General features: G+C 37.2%; 15 protein-coding genes and 2 pseudogenes. 9 read left to right on the forward strand and 8 right to left on the reverse strand.

What is annotated here, in order from left to right; all coding sequences use genetic code 11:
• Positions 1-179 precede the first annotated feature (179 nt).
• From hpaE to J2S06_RS09795, 8 genes are all read left to right on the forward strand, one after another.
• A complete protein-coding gene (gene hpaE / locus J2S06_RS09760) occupies positions 180-1,697 on the forward strand; it encodes a 5-carboxymethyl-2-hydroxymuconate semialdehyde dehydrogenase (RefSeq protein ID WP_044747131.1) in 1,518 nt (505 codons plus the stop codon).
• A 49-nt stretch (positions 1,698-1,746) separates the two neighbouring features.
• The gene (locus J2S06_RS09765; RefSeq protein WP_044747132.1) at positions 1,747-2,403 is read left to right on the forward strand and encodes a GntR family transcriptional regulator; all 657 of its coding nucleotides are present in this window, start codon (positions 1,747-1,749) and stop codon (positions 2,401-2,403) included.
• Between the two features lie 192 nt (positions 2,404-2,595).
• Entirely contained in the window at positions 2,596-3,744 is a 1,149-nt protein-coding gene (locus J2S06_RS09770; protein WP_419152154.1) for an MFS transporter, read from the forward strand.
• 742 nt (positions 3,745-4,486) lie between these two features.
• Complete coding sequence (locus J2S06_RS09775; RefSeq protein ID WP_235356918.1) at positions 4,487-5,548, forward strand: TRAP transporter substrate-binding protein; 1,062 nt, start codon at positions 4,487-4,489, stop codon at positions 5,546-5,548.
• A gap of 16 nt (positions 5,549-5,564) precedes the next feature.
• Positions 5,565-6,053, forward strand: coding sequence for a TRAP transporter small permease (locus tag J2S06_RS09780; RefSeq protein WP_044747134.1), 489 nt, complete (start codon positions 5,565-5,567; stop codon positions 6,051-6,053).
• Positions 6,043-7,347 (forward strand): TRAP transporter large permease, encoded by a 1,305-nt coding sequence (locus tag J2S06_RS09785; protein WP_044747135.1) that lies wholly within the window; start codon positions 6,043-6,045, stop codon positions 7,345-7,347. Before J2S06_RS09780 ends, J2S06_RS09785 begins: the two co-directional genes overlap by 11 nt.
• Positions 7,348-7,851: 504 nt before the next feature.
• The gene (gene hpaD, locus J2S06_RS09790; RefSeq protein ID WP_419152155.1) at positions 7,852-8,838 is read left to right on the forward strand and encodes a 3,4-dihydroxyphenylacetate 2,3-dioxygenase; all 987 of its coding nucleotides are present in this window, start codon (positions 7,852-7,854) and stop codon (positions 8,836-8,838) included.
• 160 nt (positions 8,839-8,998) lie between these two features.
• Positions 8,999-9,832 (forward strand): MerR family transcriptional regulator, encoded by an 834-nt coding sequence (locus J2S06_RS09795; protein ID WP_419152156.1) that lies wholly within the window; start codon positions 8,999-9,001, stop codon positions 9,830-9,832.
• A 96-nt stretch (positions 9,833-9,928) separates the two neighbouring features.
• Here J2S06_RS09795 and J2S06_RS09800 read toward each other — a convergent pair whose 3' ends face one another.
• The 5 genes and pseudogenes from J2S06_RS09800 to adhP form a co-directional block, all read right to left on the reverse strand.
• Positions 9,929-11,362 carry a sigma-54-dependent transcriptional regulator gene (locus tag J2S06_RS09800; protein ID WP_419152157.1) on the reverse strand — a complete coding sequence of 478 codons (1,434 nt, stop codon included), beginning with the start codon at positions 11,360-11,362 and terminating at the stop codon, positions 9,929-9,931.
• A 22-nt stretch (positions 11,363-11,384) separates the two neighbouring features.
• Positions 11,385-13,007 (reverse strand): GAF domain-containing sensor histidine kinase, encoded by a 1,623-nt coding sequence (locus J2S06_RS09805; RefSeq protein ID WP_419152163.1) that lies wholly within the window; start codon positions 13,005-13,007, stop codon positions 11,385-11,387.
• Between the two features lie 26 nt (positions 13,008-13,033).
• Positions 13,034-14,182 (reverse strand): iron-containing alcohol dehydrogenase, encoded by a 1,149-nt coding sequence (locus J2S06_RS09810; RefSeq protein ID WP_419152164.1) that lies wholly within the window; start codon positions 14,180-14,182, stop codon positions 13,034-13,036.
• A gap of 381 nt (positions 14,183-14,563) precedes the next feature.
• Positions 14,564-14,866 (reverse strand): annotated as a pseudogene (locus J2S06_RS09815) (aldehyde dehydrogenase family protein); the annotation flags it as partial.
• Between the two features lie 44 nt (positions 14,867-14,910).
• Positions 14,911-15,936: an alcohol dehydrogenase AdhP gene (gene adhP / locus J2S06_RS09820; RefSeq protein ID WP_044747141.1), complete on the reverse strand. Its 1,026-nt coding sequence runs from the start codon at positions 15,934-15,936 to the stop codon at positions 14,911-14,913.
• Positions 15,937-16,157: 221 nt separating this feature from the next.
• Here adhP and J2S06_RS09825 point away from each other — a divergent pair, with 221 nt between their 5' ends.
• Positions 16,158-17,048, forward strand: coding sequence for an ROK family protein (locus J2S06_RS09825; protein WP_044747142.1), 891 nt, complete (start codon positions 16,158-16,160; stop codon positions 17,046-17,048).
• Between the two features lie 59 nt (positions 17,049-17,107).
• Here J2S06_RS09825 and J2S06_RS09830 read toward each other — a convergent pair whose 3' ends face one another.
• From J2S06_RS09830 to J2S06_RS09840, 3 genes and pseudogenes are all read right to left on the reverse strand, one after another.
• Positions 17,108-17,380, reverse strand: coding sequence for a hypothetical protein (locus J2S06_RS09830; RefSeq protein ID WP_419152158.1), 273 nt, complete (start codon positions 17,378-17,380; stop codon positions 17,108-17,110).
• A gap of 35 nt (positions 17,381-17,415) precedes the next feature.
• A complete protein-coding gene (locus tag J2S06_RS09835) occupies positions 17,416-18,486 on the reverse strand; it encodes a tartrate dehydrogenase (protein WP_419152159.1) in 1,071 nt (356 codons plus the stop codon).
• Between the two features lie 152 nt (positions 18,487-18,638).
• A pseudogene (locus tag J2S06_RS09840) lies at positions 18,639-18,867 on the reverse strand (IS701 family transposase); the annotation flags it as partial.
• Positions 18,868-18,954 lie beyond the last annotated feature (87 nt).

Raw genomic sequence — 18,954 nt, forward strand, 5'->3', positions numbered from 1 at the left:
CTGTCCAGGCAAGCGACATGCTTGCTATGTCACACTTTAGTGTGACGTGAACCGAACAAAAGACGATGGTCGGACAAATGTAATTGGACCAACCACGTGCTTTGTTCGGTTCATGGGCAGTCGAAAAGCAACAAAGTTTACGAAAACAGCCAAAAGTAAAGATACTGGGAGGGGAAAAAATGACCGAATATCAGGTTGGGAAAGTTCTTCATTATATAAATGGAGAATTCGTTGAAGGAGTAGCTAATAAAAGCTTTCAGAATTTTAACCCTTTTAACAACGACGTCATTAATGAAGTAGCTGAAGGGTTTAAGGAAGATATCGATCTTGCCGTACAAGCAGCTAAAAATGCCTTTGAACTTGGTCCATGGGGATCGATGAAATTAGATGAACGGATGAAATACATCTACAAAATCGCTGACTTAATTGAAGAGGAAGCAGAAGAAATTGCTGTTTTAGAATCATTAGATACGGGACTTCCTATTAGCCAAACGAAAAAACAAGTAGCTCGCGCTGCTGAAAACTTTCGCTTTTATGCACGAATGGTGCAAACAAAATTACATGGTGAAAGCTACCCTGTAGATGATTTGTTTCTCAACTATACGGTTTATGAGCCGTTAGGGGTAATAGGCTTAATTACACCATGGAATGCACCATTTATGCTAGAAACATGGAAGGTTGCTCCAGCTTTAGCAACAGGCAACACGGTTGTTTTAAAACCAGCTGAACTCTCCCCATTAACTGCTAATAGATTAGCTGAAATCATTCATAAGTCTGGATTGCCGGCAGGTGTTTTCAATGTTGTGCATGGGTTTGGAGAAACAGCTGGTGCTTCATTAACAGCCCATCCGGATGTAAAAGCCATTTCTTTCACAGGAGAAACGACAACGGGATCTACCATTATTAAAAGTTCAGCAGACACGTTAAAGAAAACGTCAATGGAGCTGGGAGGAAAATCTCCTTTGATTGTATTTGACGATGCTGATTTAGATCGCGCATTGGATGCGGCTATATGGGGAATCTTCTCTTTTAATGGTGAACGTTGTACTTCAAATGCTCGTGTGTTTCTTCATAAAAATATTAAAGATCAATTCGTTGAAGCATTAAAAGAACGTGTAGCCAATATCAAAATTGGCGATCCAATGGATCCTTCCACGGAGCTTGGTCCTTTAATCGAAAAGAAACATTTTGACAAAGTAAATTCATATATCGAATTAGCGAAAGAAGAAGGCTGCGAAGTGGTTCAAGGGGTCGTTCCAGAAGAATTTAAAAAAGGAAATTTTGTACCACCAACATTATTATTAAACGCAAGAAATGAAATGAGAGTGTGCCAGGAAGAAATTTTCGGTCCTGTGATGGCTGTGATTGAGTTTGAAACCGAACAGGAAGTCATTTCAATGGCAAATGATATAAAATATGGGTTAGCAGGTTTTGTTTGGACCAATGATATTAAGAGAGGACACCGGGTATCACGTGCGATTGAAGCAGGTATGATCTGGATTAATGCCCAAAATGTCCGTGATCTTCGTATTCCGTTTGGAGGGACAAAGGATAGTGGAATCGGAAGAGAAGGAGGACATTACGCATTCGAATTTTATACAGAACCTAAAGTTATTCATGTAGCCATTGGCGATCACCATATTCCACAGTTTGGTAAATCAAAAACAGGTTCAACTGTTTCGGCTCAGCAAGGCTAAAAAGTATTGAATACTTGTTAATATATATTATTTAGTATAGGATATAAATATGAAACAGGGTGTAAAAAACAAAACACAAATGGCATATGAATACATTCTTTCTCGAATTGAAAACGGTTCCTATGGTCCCGGATACCGAATTGTTATTGATCAAATTGCTAAGGAATTAAATCTTAGCAGTATTCCTGTAAGGGAGGCTATCCGCCAATTAGAAGCAGAGGGATTGATTCAGTACAAACCATATAGCGGTGCAGTTGTTAGCAATATTAATGAAAAAGAGTATTTGCAAACGATATCTGTTTTGGCGGTATTAGAAGGATATGCGACTGTTTTAAGTTCAAATTTCATAAAGGAGGAGACAATTAAACAATTAGAAGAACTAAATGAAAAAATGAGACAGTCGCTTATAGATTTTGAATTTGAATTATTTAGTGAATTAAATTATCAGTTTCACACATTAATTTATGAAAATTGCGGCAATACCTTCTTAGAAGAGCAAATTAAACAAATTTGGCAGCGGATGAAGCGTATTCGGACATATGGTTTTACCCTTGTTCCCCAGCGGTCAAAAGAGTCTATTAAAGAGCATGAAGAAATCATTCGTTTACTGCGGGAAAAGGCGCCGCCTAATCAAATTGAAGAATTTGTCCGTCAACACAAGTTAAATACAGCTGAAGCCTTTAGAAATCGAAAAAAACTTTCATAAATACCCCAAACAAATTCAACTGAATTTCTTTCAGTTGAATTTGTTTTTAAATAGGGGGAAATTTGTCATACGACAAACAGCTTACCTTATCATTGAAAAATATGAAAAACATCCTAAGTTGAAAGAAAGGAAGGATGAGTTATAACTCAAATTAAAACAAGGTTATGGACTTCACAATTTTTTCTTGTTATTTTGATAACATTTTTATTTTTTCTTAGTTTACACATGTTAAATGCTGGATTTCCGATTTTTGTTTCACAAATAAGTGGCCAACCAGCACTAGGTGGTATAATGACAACGGCTTTTATGATGGCTGCTATTTTTTCTCGCCCTTTTGTTAGCGCTTTTTTATATCAATTAAATATAAAAAAAACGATTAGTATTACTTTACTCTTTGTTGCTATTAGTATGTTGATTAGCTATGGAAGCACATCCATCCCCTTTTTAATTATTATAAGGGTTATAGAGGGAGCGGCATTTGGCATTATTACCACACTATTAGCAACTTTAGCAACTTCTATCATTCCAACTGAGCGAACAGGAGAGGGGATTGGATTTTTTGGTATGGCGACAAGCTTAGGAGCCAGTTTATCCCCTGCATTAGCTTTATATATTTATAATTCCTTTTCTTTTCAAAATATCCTTCTTTTGGCCCTTGTTATCATTTTGTCTGTATTTTGCTTTAGTTTATTTATAAAGAATATTTTTATTGGAAAAGAAACGAAGATGGATCATTCTATCATCCATGATATCTTTGATAAAAAAGCATTGTTTCCTAGTGTTTTAGTTTTTTTTCTTTGTATAACGTTTGGAGCGGTGTTTAGTTTTATGGGTGGCCTTGGTGAAGAAGTAGGTCTTGGAGCAAAGATTTCGCTATTTTTTTTCATCTTTATGTTTGTCATGCTGCTAATCCGCCCAATTTCAGGGAAGGTTTTTGACCGTTTTGGTTATAAAGTCTTAATTTATCCAAGTAGTATTTCCGGATTGATTGGTTTACTATTACTCGCTGTTGCCAATCATCTATTTGTCCTAATAGCTGCAGCTTTTTTTTATGGAATTGGTTATGGAATATTGCAACCAACCCTTCAATCATGGGCGGTAAGCCTAGTAGCCCGTGAAAAGAAAGGAACGGCCAATGCTATGATATTTACGGGTATGGATCTAGGGATGGCGCTTGGGTCTCCGATTTTTGGCATGGTTGCTGGCATCTTCGGTTATAGAGAAATGTTTGGTTACTCCTCAATATGTATTCTTTTCATTCTTGTATTTTATATGTTTAGTAGCAAAAATCAAAAGCTGGAAGAAACAAAGGAGAAAGCGGTTTTGATACAAAAAAACTGAAGCGCTCGCAAAGATGATTCGGCATACAAACTTCATAGCAATCATTAAAAAGGTGGCCAAAAAAATAAATTATTGGGCACTCTTTTTAGTGTAGAAGTCGTCCATAAAAGATTTAAAAAATAGCTCTTTTCTAAAAGATTGTTGCTTTACCATAGCTTTTCGACTGTCCAAGCAAGCGACACGCTTGCTATATCACGCGTGTAGCGTGACGTGAACCGAACAAAATGAGATGGTTGGACAAATTACATTTGTCCGACCACGTGCTTTGTTCGGTTCATGGACAGTCGAAAAGCACAAAGTTTACGAAAACAGCCTAAAAAATAAACTCAATAGGATATGTGAAGTTTTATATTCTGAAAATTATCAATTTATGAAATTTATCAAAAAAAATCATTGAAATAATATATGATTTTATATATAATAACTTACAGATAAGATATATAATTTTAGTCCCTTTATTGGATCATAAGTACTTTAGATCTACCCGTCATCCACTTAAAGAGAGTTATAGGTTCTAGCGATAACATGATTTACACTATTCTAGATTGCATTCACTTCACAAGAATGTGAAAACGCTTGCTAAATAAAATTTTGGTTTATAGTACTTGACTGGATAGAAAGCAGCTTCTAGTACTGTATAGGTTTAGAAGAAACGAATTAATGAAAACGTTTTCAACAGGAGAGAGCAAAACTCAATCCTGGTTTATAACCATATATCATCACAATAAGGGGGAAATCAAAAGTGACAAAACTAATTTTCAGAAAAAAAATAGGCTTTATGTTTTTGGCGCTGATGCTATTAGTGTTAGCGGCTTGCAGTGGAACTCAGGAAACTGGAAAAGATTCAAGTGAAGGAACATCACACAATTTAATCATTTCCCATTTCCTTCCAGGTCAGCATCCAATTCAGACAGAGATATTTGAGGGGATTGGGAGTGAGTTAGAAAAACAAACAGATGGAAGAATTACTTATGAGCTTTATCCAGCTAATGCATTAGGGGATGCAGGATCCCAATATGATATGGCAGTAACGGGTGAAGCAGATATCGCTTTAAGTGTACACGGTTATACACCAGGACGATTCCCGCTAGTATCTGTTCTTGAATTGCCATTTTTAGCCGAAACAGCTGAACATGGTTCCAAAATTATACAAACTCTTTATGAAGAGTTTCCAGAAATACAAGCTGAACACAAGGATACGGTTCCTTTATTCTTGTTCACTGCTGAACCTGCCCAAATTATTAGCAAAACGCATAAAATTGAAACTCCTGAGGACTTAAAAGGATTACGGGTGCGTTCTCCATCACCGCTTGGAAATAAAATTTTAGAAGCATTGGGAGCTACCCCAGTATCAATGCCAATGGGCGATGTCTATGAATCATTAGAAAGAGGAGTTATTGACGCTGCAATGGTTCCATTGGAAACACTCTATAATTTTAATTTCCATGAGATAGCAAAATATATTACTGTAGGCAACTTTTCAGCCACACCTTTCTTTAGTGTTATGAATTCTGACACTTATAATAGCTTATCAGATTCAGATAAAGAACTGTTGAATAGCTTAACAGGAATGGCTGCGTCTGAAAAATCGGGCCGCGTGTTTGATATTGATGGCCAGAAAGGGCGTGAGCTTGCTGAAAAAAATGGTGCAGAATTTATTGAATTGACTGGTGATAAGTTAACTCCATGGCAAAAAGCATTGGAGCCAATTGCTCAACAATGGATCGACGAAATGGAAAAGCAAGGGTATCCGGGGCAAAAGATCTATGACCGTGCTTTAGAGTTGAAAAAGGAACTCAAGTAATAGAGGTGTGATCCTTATGGAGAAAATCATTCATATGCTTAGCAAAGGGCTACATTATGTAGCCCAACTCATTCTTGCACTTATGATGTTTATGGTGACATTTGATGTACTTGGCCGCTGGCTTTTTCATCGCCCTATCAAAGGGACAGTCGATTTTACGGAGCTTGGGCTATGCATAGTCATATTTTTAGGTTTAGCTTATACACATTTGCAAAACGAGCATATTACTGTTGATTTTATAGTTGAAAAATTCCCGAAAAAAATTCAATGGATTTTTGAAAGTGTTATCAATCTATTAATTGCAGGATTAATGGTTCTGGTTGCATGGAGTTTATTAGAGAATTCACAACGGTTATTGAATTCAAATACTGTAACAGGAGATTTAGGTTTACCAGTGTATGTATTCGCCATCCTAGCTGCAATAGGGGCAGTTGTTTTTGCTTTAACCGCATTATTATATACCATTGATTATGCACAAAAGGTGGTAAAAGATCATGAGTCCTGAAATGATAGGATTAATAGGAATTGCAGTATTAATCATGTTATTTTTATTAAAGGTTCCAGTCGGAATTTCATTAATATTAGTTGGGCTAATAGGAACTAGTTTCATTAGGGGTTGGGATATTGCGTTTACACAGTTAGGAAGGACGCCATTTGATACAGCGAGTTCATATTCTTTAAGTGTTATTCCTTTATTTATTTTAATGGGAATGATCTTGTCTTATACCGGATTGGGAAGAGATCTATATAGTGCTGTAGATAGCTGGATTGGACATCTGCGCGGAGGATTAGCTATGGCTACAATAGGAACAGCCGCTATTTTTTCTGCCATCTCAGGTTCTTTAAATGCGACAACCGCTACAGTTGCGAAAATTACTCTGCCTGAAATGAAGAAATATAATTATAAACCAAGTTTATCAACAGCATGTGTAGCAGCAGGTGGGACATTAGGAATACTTATTCCACCAAGCGTGATTTTAATTTTATACGGCATTCTAACAAGGGAACCAATTGGTAAACTATTAATCGCAGGAATAATACCGGGAATTTTACAGATGCTCATTTTTATGCTAACAATCGCCATCCTAGTTAGGCGCGATTCTGCTTTGGCACCTGTAAGAGCGGAAAAAGCCGCTTTTTCTGAAAAATTAAATTCCTTAAAAAATGTATGGCCTTTTTTAGGTTTATTTCTTATTAGCATTGGTGGTATTTATTTAGGAGTATTCACACCAACAGAAGCAGCTGGAGTTGGTGCATTTGGCGCCCTGATTTTTGCTTTAATATCTAAAAAGCTGGATCTTCACAAGCTGAAGATGTCTTTTAATGAATCCGTTCGGTTAACAGCATATATTTTTTTAATATTAATTGGTGCTACTCTTTTTAGTCAATTTTTAACAATCACGAGAATTCCCGTTAAGCTTACAAGCTTTGTAGCCAACCTTGATTTAAATCCATATATTATTTTGATTCTCATTTTAATCGCATTGTTTATCTTAGGGTGTTTCGTAGAGGGTCTTTCCTTAATTGTTCTTACATTGCCAATCATTTACCCAATTATTACAGAGTTAGGTTTTAGTGGGATTTGGTTTGGCGTCATTATGGTTATGGCAATAAATATTGGTTCATTAACACCTCCTCTTGGCATAAGTGTTTATGTTATTAAAGGTGTGGCTTCGGATATTCCAATTCAGACAATTTTTAGAGGGGTTACACCTATGATCATGGCTATGGTTGCTTGTATAGCGTTACTTATTGCTTTCCCTCAGTTAGTCACCTTTTTGCCAAGCTTTATGAAATAAAAGTTGTTTGGCAATATCCATTCATTATCTTTAACTTTTGAACCGTATTTCTTATCATTAACTGAAATTGAAACTTGATTCCATACATGTGGATAACTAAAGGGTAGGTGCCAAGAGTTATCCACTTTTTATATCAAGTAAATTTACTGATCAAGAATGTTAAAATAATTCAAGATAAAGAACGACTTGCAAAGAACCAATAATATTTTTGGCTGTTTCGTAAACTTTGTTGCTTTTCGACTGTCCATGAACCGAACAAAGCACCTGGTCGGACAAATTACATTTGTCCGACTATGGCCTTTTGTTCGGTTCTCGTCACACTATAGTGTGACACAACAAGCGTGTCGCTTGCCTGGACAGTCGAAAAGATATGGCAAAGCAGCAATCTTTTAGAAAAGAGGAATATTTTAAAAATATTGAAAATTAAAGAATAGTTATTGAGTCTCCAGTTACTAGAGGGTTTATGATGAAAATATAAATAATCTAAAGGAAAGGAAGATGAGAGTGGCTAATAAAAACTTTGATATCGTTCGTTTGCATCATGTAGAAGTAACGGTAACAGATCTAGATAGGGCGCGCCATTTTTACTGTGAAGGCTTAGGATTTATTGAAACAGAATCAGACGAACAACATATTTATTTAAGGGCTATTGAAGACGCTAATCACCATTGTTTAATACTAACGAAAGGCGAGCAAGCAAGTTTAAAGCACATCGCTTATCGTGTAAGCGCTGACAAAGATTTGGATGAGTTAGACAAATTGTTTACAAGTTTAGGCATTAAAAAACGTTGGATTGCTCCTGGGGAGGAAAAAGGTCAAGGCCGTGCGTTACGTATCCAGGATCCAGGGGGAATACCTGTAGAATTCTTTTATGAAATGGATAAAGCTGAAAGAATGCTGCAAAAATACCATCTTCAAGGCAATGTAAAAATTAAACGAATTGACCATGCAAACTGTTTAATTACGAATATTGATGAACTTTACGATTGGTATAGCAACCACTTAGGATTTAAAACTTCTGAATATACTGTTAGAAAAGAAGGAGATCATGAAAATATTTGGGCCGCTTGGATGCATAGAAAACCTAGCGTTCATGATTTAGCGCTTATTAGTGAAACTGGTCCGCGATATCATCATACTGGATTTTGGATGGATGATGCTAAATCGATTTTAGATGCATGTGATCATCTTGCTTCTTTAGGATATTATTCAAATATTGAACGTTCTCCAGGAAGACATGGTACCTCCAATGCTTTCTTTGTTTATTTAAGAGATCCTGATGGAAACCGTATTGAATTATATACAGGAGATTATTTCACGAATGATCCGGACTGGGAACCAATTAAATGGGATCTTGACGACCCGCAGCGCGCAACGTTTTGGGGAGCATTGCCACCTGAAAGCTGGAGAAATGAAGCAGTACCAGTTGAAGATATTTTTACAGGTGAGTTGCTTCCAATTGTTTCGTTCCGAAAAAAAGAGAAGATTTAAAAATCCTGCTCTACCTTAAAAGTTCTTCCATAAAGCCAAGCTCCTTATTGATAGGTCATGAAGGCGCTTGGCTCTATTTTGTATGATTGTAAATTTGTGTAAAATAATAGAATACAAAGTTTAGAATAGTTTTCATCAAACAATATGGAGGCGAAGGTTGGTGGAAAATAAGTTTTCGATAGGTCAAATGTCAAAACTCCACAATGTTTCTGTAAAAACATTGCGGTATTATGATGAAATTGATTTATTTAATCCGATTCAAGTGGATCCGGAAAACGGGTATCGCTATTATTCCATTGAGCAATTTAAATTATTGGATATTATTAACTATCTAAAAATGTTAGGCGTTCCGCTTAAAGAAATAAAAAAACAAATTTCTAACCGTGATATCGATGATTTTTTACAAACATTGTGCAATCATAAGGAAATAATGGAAAATAAAATAAAAGAATTAGAAATCTCAAAGAAAAAATTAGAGGCAAGAATTAAAGAGTTTGAAGAAGCGAAAAATTTAACCAATATAGGTTCACCATATGTTAAAACGATAGATGAGAGAACCATTATCCAAATACGAGAAAAGATTCGTTCATTTTACGACTTGGAACTTTCTGTAAGAAAATTAAAAAAGCAATCCTATCAATTTGCTTCCATATTTATTGGAAAAGTGGGATTTACACTTTCAGAAGATCATTTTAAAAGAAAAAGCTTTTTTGATTATAGTTCGATTTTCCTCATCTTAGAAGAGGTAGAAAAAGGGCAAATTTACGGTGCACATCATATGGTAACAACTCTTCCAAAAGGGGACTATGCCTGTATTTATTTTCGTGGTGGACATCTTACCGCACCAACATATGTTCAATTGCTTCATGACTATATACAACAAAAGAATTATCAAATAAAAGGAGACTTTATTATCCGAACAATTTTTGACCAATTTATCACTAAAAATGAAGAGGAGTATTTATCTGAAATACAAGTGCAAATCGAAGCATAAAAAAAAAGCAGAAGTAGCCTTTTTGCATGATCGAAAGCACTGAAAATCCAAAGTCTCCTTCCACCATTGAAAGGAGACTCAAGTGGTTCTAGCACTTTACATTTTCCCTTTTTCGTTTAATAAATATCTTAGCTTACGATTCGAAATATTTAAATCCTCTGCTGTTTGCTTACGGTTTCCGGCGTGTTTTTTTAAGGCTTTCAAAACGAATAATCGTCCGATTTGTTTTTCTAAATTTTTTACGGAAGCTAATACTTTTTCTAAGTCAATGTGATCTTGCTCTTTCCAAAAAGATAATATTTGATTGGTCCATTCTGTTAAATATGCTTCTAAATCATCATTCACAAGATTCCATTCATTTTTCTGGGAATCTGAATTTGATTTCAATTTATCGGGTAAATATTTTGGAGTAATCGTGTTGGTCTCCCCATCTGCTAAGGTCACAGCTCTTTTGACGATGTTAAATAATTCTCTTACATTTCCTGGCCATGAATAGCTTTTCATAAGTTTAATGCTTTCATTTGAAAAGGCTAGGTGAGAAGCGCCTAGTTTTTTTAAAAAATGATCAAGATATAGTGGTAAATCTTCCATTCTTTTTCTCAGCGGGGGAATGCTTAATTTTACGACATCTAAACGATATAATAGATCCTCTCGAAACGTTTTTTCTTGTACAGCTTGGGCTAAATTTTTATTTGTTGCTGCAATAATGCGTGTATTCGTTTTGCGGATTGATTCGCCGCCTACTCTAATATATTCCCCGGTTTCTAATACTCTTAATAGCTGTACTTGAATTGCTTGGCTCGCTTCACCAATTTCATCTAAAAATAACGTTCCATTATTCGCTACTTCGAAAATTCCTTTTTTCTGTTTAATAGCTCCTGTAAAAGCACCTTTTTCATGTCCAAATAATTCACTTTCTAATAAAGTCTCTGAAACAGCTCCACAATTGATACGAATAAAAGGCTGATCGTATCTTAAGCTCATATGGTGAATAAAATGGGCAAGCACTTCTTTTCCTGTTCCCGTTTCTCCTTCAATTAACACGTTAATATTTTTTTTAGCAATTTTCCTAGCTAGCTTCACTAGTTCATTCATCCCTTGATTGTTTCCAATAATAAACCCTAGCGTATCAGCTAATTTATCAACGTCCGTTTGGGATGAAGCTTCCTCGTCGCTTAATAAATTTTCCAATGTTTGTTCCAATTGCGTAATATCATCAAAAGGCTTTTCAATATAATCGCTCGCCCCATTTTTAATAGCTTCTACGGCTGTCTTCACTGTACTATATCCCGTCATAATCACAACTTTGCAAAGAGGGTGTGTTGCTTTTAATTGTTTCAGCAATTCGAGGCCATTTGTATCGGGAAGCTTTACATCAATTAAGGCTAAATCAAACAAGTCTTGTTGAATGAATTTTTTAAAGTCCTCTCCATTTAATCCCACTTTTACAGTGTATCCCTTTTCTTCTAAAAGATGGCGGAAAAAGTTTCCGACCTCTTTCTCGTCATCGATAATGAGTATATTTTTCAAAGATCATGACCTCCCTTTCTTTTCATTGTTTTGCTGGGAGTTTTAATATAAATTCACTGCCTTCCCCATATTGGCTATTTACGTGAATGGTCCCTCCATGTGTTTCCGCAATTCCTAAACTAACGGACAAACCTAGTCCCGTTCCTTTACCGGGTCGTTTTGTTGTATAAAAAGGGTTAAATATTTCTTGAAGAAATTGCTTTTGTATTCCGATTCCATTATCTTTGACAGAAAGGCATACCCACTTTTGATCATTTTCGATCATTTCTTTTGTTTCGATTTTGATTACTTTTCGTTCTATACCTTTTTCCTCAAGAGCATCTTTTGCATTGATTAATAAATTTAAAATGATTTGTCCAATTTGTTGAATATTTCCTAAAATAGGATTGGTCGATTCGTTCAGTTCTTTTTCAATGATAATTTGTTGATGCTGAATTTGATCCCCGATAATCCCTAATACTTGTTCGACTGCTTCATTGATCGAACATTCTTCAAATAAATATTCATCTTGTCGTGAGAAGGTTAGCAAGTTTTGAATAATCGATTTACACCGTTTTCCGCATGAGTAAATGTCGGTTAAAAGTTTGTAAGAACTATGATCCTCTCGAACGGTTCTTAATAATAGCTGGGAGTTTCCAAGAATGGCAGTCAATGGATTATTTAATTCATGGGCAACTCCAGCTGCCATTTCGCCAATTGCGGCTAGTTTAGCAGACTGAACTAATTGCGCCTCCATTTTTCGTTTTTCTGAAATATCATTAATATAAATAATATAAGCGTAAGCTTCTTGATTTCTATTGACGATTGGAAAGGAGCGGAACTCGTAAACATAGTTTTCAATATGAATTTCTTGATAAATATTTTGGTTGATCGAAAGATACTTTTCTTGAAAGGACTTTTTATCCTCTATCCTTAATAAGTCTTGTATATTTTGATCAATGAAATCCGATTGAAAATATTCTTTTGCGGCATCATTTGATCTCAATATATTTCCTTCTAAATCTGTAATAAATATCATATCAGATACAGCCCGAAACGTTTCTTCCCATTCTTTTTGATTTGTCAGGACTTTATGATAAAGGCGGGCATTTTCAATACATACAGCGATTTGATCAGATAGCTGCTGAAAAAAAGAGAGATCTGAATCATCAAAATTATTGACTTTATTACTTCCTATACTTAAGACACCTATTTTTACTTCTTTGCTTACGAGTGGGATGACTAAAGCACTTTGAATGCCTAAGGATTGATAGCCCTTTTTCTCTACATAAAAAGGATTGTCTTCCTTCATTTGAAAAAAAATTTTCTTAAGCGATTGAATTGCTTGCCAATACAAAGAATTTTGCTTCGGGAAAACAAAGCCAATGGGATAATATAATGAATGTAAAGGGTAAACATTGGATAATGTCAGCATATCATTTTCATACAAAGATAGGCTGATTCGTTCGAGTGGGAAAAAGCTTTTCAGCTTTTCAAAAATATTTTTCAGCATTTCATCCATCGACATGTCGATATTAAAGCTCCGATTGACCTCGTTGATGACTTCTAATTGCATGTTTTTCTTTTTGAGTTCCCTTACCATGATTTTCATTTCATTGTAGTAGCTTTTTTTCGATGACTGGACACCTGTTAATTTATTGATCATTTGTTGCCGTTCTTGTAATAACACTTTTACCAAGCCTTTCTAAATAATTCTTCAATTGTTTCAACTGTTACATCTCTAGGGTTTGTAATCATACATGCATCGTTTAAAGCAGAAATGCTCATCTGCGGAATCTCTTCTTTTTTGACATCAATTTCCGATAATTTTGTTGGTGCACCAACATCATGAATGAGCTGCTTAACAAATTCAATCGCTGTTTTTCCCGCTTCCATATGAGACATATCACAAGCTTTTACTCCTAGCTGGTAAGCAATATCTGCAAATTTTGGCGGATTGGCTATTAAGTTAAATTCCATCACATGTGGTAGCAAAATTGAATTGACATCACCATGCAAAATCGGGTATCTGCCACCTACAGCATGAGACATAGCATGCACAGCTCCTAAAATAGCATTGGAAAAAGCGATTCCTGCCTGCAGGCTTGCCATGGCCATATTTGTTTTCGCTTCTTTATTTAATTTAGATGCTACGGAAGGCCGTAAATTGTTGGCCACAAGCGCGATGGAGTTTCTCGCATACACATCTGTTAAAGGGGTAGCAGCTAAGCTAATATAAGATTCGATCCCATGTGTTAAAACATCGATTCCGGTGGAAGCTGTTAAGTGTGCACTTTTCGTGACAAGTGTTTCGGGATCAATAATAGCAATATCTGGTATTAATGATTTAGAAATGATCGTCATTTTTTTCTTCTGCTCTGTATTTAAAATAATGGAAAATTGCGACACTTCAGAACCTGATCCGGCTGTGGTCGGAATCATCACTTGCGGTGGCAGGGGATGGGTAATTTTATCGACTCCTTCATAATCGTGAATGTTACCGCCATTTGTCGCAAGCAAGGCAATCGCCTTAGCGGCATCAATGGCGCTTCCCCCTCCAATGCCAATCACGGCATCACACTCTTTTTGTAAATATAAATCTCTCCCTTTATCGACCTCAATATCTTTTGGGTTCACCGTAATATCGATAAAGGTTTCGTATTTTAAACCTGCTTTTTCACAGCTTTTCATGACGGCCTCAAGCCATCCTGCTTCCGATATGCCTTGATCACTGACAATCAACACATTAGATGCTCCCAGCCTTAAACAACTATTCCCGACTTGATCAATGGCCCCATTTCCAAAAATAATTTCCGGCATAATAAATTTATGGATGTTCATCATTCCATCAAATCCTTTTAGGCGTGTTGATTAACCAATAATAACCAGTTAAGATAGCTCTATTTCTAGCTTTTCTGCCGAAGTCGGCAAGCGATTCGCTTGCCGACTGGGCATGCTATACGCATGCCCTTACCGAACAATAACATCAGCGGCCAAATGAATTTGTCCACTGGCATTCTTGTTCGAGGGATGTGGCAGAAAAGCTTGTGTTCAGCCATACGATTCTGTATGTTTAAGTAAAATAATGGATAATCAACACTTGTGAAATCCTTTTTTCTTTCATTATTCTATGTAAAAAAAAGAAAATCCTTTAAATAAAAAAGGTAAGCAACTAGCTTGCTTACCTTACAGAGAATGGAAAAGTAAACGAGATGGAAATGATTAATTAATAGCGACCCAAACGCTTTTTACTTCTGTATAGTTATCTAAAGCGTAGGATCCCATTTCTCTTCCTATTCCTGATTCTTTATATCCACCAAATGGGCTAGCTGCGTCAAAAACGTTGTAGCAGTTCACCCAAACTGTTCCGGCACGGAGGTTGTTCGCAATGTAGTGAGCCTTGGCTACGTCGCGCGTCCAAACACCAGCGGCCAATCCATAATTGGAATTATTGGCCCGCTCAATTAATTCATCCAAATCTTCATATGGTAGAGCAGCAATAACAGGTCCAAATATTTCCTCTCGGGAAAACTTTTCTACTTTTTCTTTTAATGGGGCTTGAACTGTGCTCATCTTGTTCCCTCCTTCAAGTTTAAGACGATGCGGCCGTTAATTTGGCCTTTTTCCATTCGATGAAATACATCATTAATGTCTTCTAATGCAGCTGTTTCAACAATAGGGCGAACCTTTCCGCGCGCAGCAAAGTCTAAGGCTTCTTGCATATCTTTTCTAGTTCCGACGATGGATCCTTTTACAGTAACCCCATTTAACACCGTATTAAAGATTGGAATTGGTAAATCATCATGTGGAAGTCCAACCACCACTAGGCATCCTCCGCGTTTAACAGATTGATAGGCTTGTTCAAATGCTTTTTTCGTTACGGCCACACTGATAGCTGCCTGTACGCCACCCACTTGCTCGTGAATTGCCTGTACAGGATCTTCTTTTAAACCATTAATCGTAATGTCAGCACCTAATTTTTTGGCTAGTTCCGATTTTTCGTCACTAATGTCAACAGCAACAACATTTAACCCCATCGCTTTTGCGTATTGTAAGGCAATATGGCCGAGCCCCCCAATACCGTAAATGGCCACCCATTCACCAGGTTTTGCCCCAGAAACTTTTAATGCTTTATATGTCGTAACACCTGCACAAAGGATTGGTGCAACTTCAACAGGATCTAAATTGTCAGGGATTCTCGCAACATAGTTAGCAGGTGCTTTACAATATTCGGCATAGCCGCCATCGACAGAATATCCGCCATTTAATTGATGTGGGCAAAGCGTTTCTTGACCAGTTAAACAATATTCACATTCACCACATGCAGAATATAACCAAGGAATGCCGACACGATCTCCAACTTTAATCGATTTAACCCCTTTGCCAACCTCTACGACAATTCCGACACCTTCATGGCCTGGAATTAAAGGCAGCTTTGGTTTGACTGGCCAATCACCATGTGCGGCGTGCAAATCTGTATGGCAAACACCACACGCCTCAATTTGTACTAAAACCTCGCCTTCTTCCAGTGTTGGTTTTTCTACTTCTTTAATCTCCAACTCCTTTTTAAATTCATTTACGACTGCTGCTTTCATTCATTTCATCCCCTTTCAAATATTTTCGCCTTTTATATTGCAAAAAGCGTACCAATTGTGAAAACGCTTAATTAATAGAAAATTTAGAAAATAAAATATCGTTTTAGCCAAAATTTCGGCAAAAATGGACAAAAAAATGGCTGTTAGCTTTATAATCTAAGTGATGAGATGAATTGATAGAGATCCTTGTAATCGATAGGTGGATAAAGAGGTGAAATGCTTTGTGGACGATTGGAGTTGACTTAGGAGGAACGAATCTTCGTGTCGGAGTGATCAATGAAGCTGGACAGATAGTAATAGAAAAATCTTGTTCAACAAATGCGGAAAAAGGGCCCAATTATGTCCTAAACCAAATGATTCAGTTCATCGAAGAAGTCAAAAAGGGAATGGACATTCATGCCATTGGCATCGGTTCACCTGGTCCTTTAAATCCATTTGAAGGCATTATATTAGAGCCGCCAAATCTTCCAGGCTGGCGAAATATTCCCTTAGTCGAGCGAGTTAAAAAGGCTACGAATCTTCCTGTCGTACTAGATAATGATGCAAATGCAGCAGCATTAGCGGAAGCAACGGTTGGAGCAGGAAAGGATGTGAATAGTGTCTTTTACATTACAGTAAGTACCGGAATTGGCGGCGGATATGTTTTAAACAAAAAAATTGTCCAAGGGGCACAAGGAAATTGCGGGGAAATCGGAAACATGATCGTCGACCCAGCAGGTGAAGGAGCACCCGGTCTCAACAAGGGAGCGCTAGAAGCATTAGCAAGTGGAACCGCAATCGGAAGAGAGGGAGCCCGGCTTTTAGGAATAAAAGGAGGCGCCAAAGAAGTATTTCAGCTAGCTTATGAAGGGAACGAAACAGCAAAACAAATCATTGACCGTGCTGTTCATTATTTAGCAATTGGAATTGCTAATATCGTGCATACGGTCAATCCCGAAATGATTATTTTAGGCGGAGGGGTCATGAAATCTGGGGATGTCATCCTTGAACCGCTAAAAGACAAGGTAAAGGATTTCGTCTATCCAAGTTTACGAGATTCCATTCAAATAAAGCGTGCAGCCCTTGATCAAAAAGCGGGATTAATAGGGGCAGGGCTGCTAGCGCAAAAATAAAAAGGATTGTTGTCTTTTTCGCACGAGAAACGCTCGGTCTTTTGATAGAATCTAGCGGCTTAGCGCAGGAATCTCTCGGTTTCGGGTGGGAATCTCTCGGTTTCGGGTGGGAATCTCTCGGTTTGCGTCGCGAATTTCTCGGTTTCGGGTGGGAATCTCTCGGTTTCGGGTGAGAATCTCTCGGTTTCGGGTGGGAATCTCTCGGTTTCGGGTGAGAATCTCTCGGTTTGCGTCGCGAATCTCTCGGTTTGCGTCGCGAATCTCTCGGTTTCGCACAAAAATCTCTCGGTTTCCATAGCCCATACACAATAGAAAAAATCCTTTTTGAGCAAATTGTTGCTCAAAAAGGATTTTCATTTGATCAATCTCACTTTCCGCTTTTTAATATTTCAACAACCCGATCTCCTACTTCAGATGTTGTAGCGGTTCCGCCCATATCCGGTGTTAATGTTTCATTTTCACTTAAAACTCCTTCGATGGCATTCAGAACAGATTTCCCAAGATGATCGTAACCGAAAAAGTCAAGCATTTGGCTAGCGGACCAAATAGCAGCTAGAGGATTTGCAATCCCTTTTCCAGAGATATCTGGTGCTGAACCGTGTATTGGTTCAAACATCGATGGATACGTTCTTTCCGGGTTGATGTTTGCCCCAGCAGCAAGCCCTAATCCACCCGCAATGGCAGCTCCTAAATCTGTTAAAATATCGCCAAATAAATTGGAAGTCACGACCACCTCAAAGCGTTCGGGCTGTTTGATCATGTACATACTGGCTGCATCAACAAGATAAGAATACGTTTTTACATCTGGGTATTCTTTCCCAACCTCATCAAAAACTTGATCCCAAAAGACCATGGAATAATTAAGGGCATTCCCTTTGCTAATACTCGTTAACGATTTTCCTAATTTTCGTGCTGTTTCATATGCGTAGCGAATAACGCGTTCCGTTCCTTTTCGTGAAAAGACGCTTGTCTGCAAAACGACTTCTTCCGGTTTCCCTTTAAACAGCCATTCACCAGCTCCCGCATATTCTCCTTCACTGTTTTCCCGAATAAATAACATATCCACGTCTTCCAATTTTGCCTCTTTTAATGGACAAGGTGCACCTTTTAAACGTTTAATCGGACGAATATTAATGTATTGGTCAAAACTTTTTCGAATCTTAAGCAATAAATCCCATAAGGAAATATGATCGGGAACTCCTGGATATCCGACAGCGCCTAAATAAATCGCATCAAATTCCTTTAATTTCTCCAGTCCGTCCTCATCCATCATCTTCCCGTGTTTTAAGTAATACTCACATCCCCAAGGGAAATAGGTAAATTCAAATTCGAACTCACGGGCAATTTCGCTAGCAGCCTTTAACACCTTAATGCCTTCATTAATAACTTCTGGACCGATACCATCACCGGCTATAACCGCAATATTGTATATTTTCAATTTCATTCCCCTTTCTAGTGTATGATTGTTACTAGGACTATAAATATTTAATTCTCTTATTTTTATATATTTCCTATTAAATCTAATATTGTTACTGTAGTTGAGCAATTCCGATTATAATAATTACCATAAAAAAACAAACAGGTTACCCCTTATGTCACGTGCAGCTGTTTTTTTACGGCATCAATAGGAATATTTGGTTTCTCCACATGATAAATGAACTCCACGAGGCTATATCCTTTTTTTCTCACGTAGGAGATCGAGCACATTCGAAAAATCGCTGTTGGACTCGACATACTGTACACATAAGCAAGTTGTTCCAAGACCCAAATACCGTTTGACCGCCCGACGCCCGCGAACGCGGTATCCATTAAGCTTCAGGGGGAGATGAAGTCCAAAAAGAAGCAAATGTAGATGATGAATGTCCGTCATGAGGCTTTTGAAGGACATAAATAAGATAGAAAGCAT

The organism is Bacillus alveayuensis (assembly GCA_030812955.1).
Taxonomy (GTDB): Bacteria; Bacillota; Bacilli; order Bacillales; family Aeribacillaceae; genus Bacillus_CB; species Bacillus_CB alveayuensis.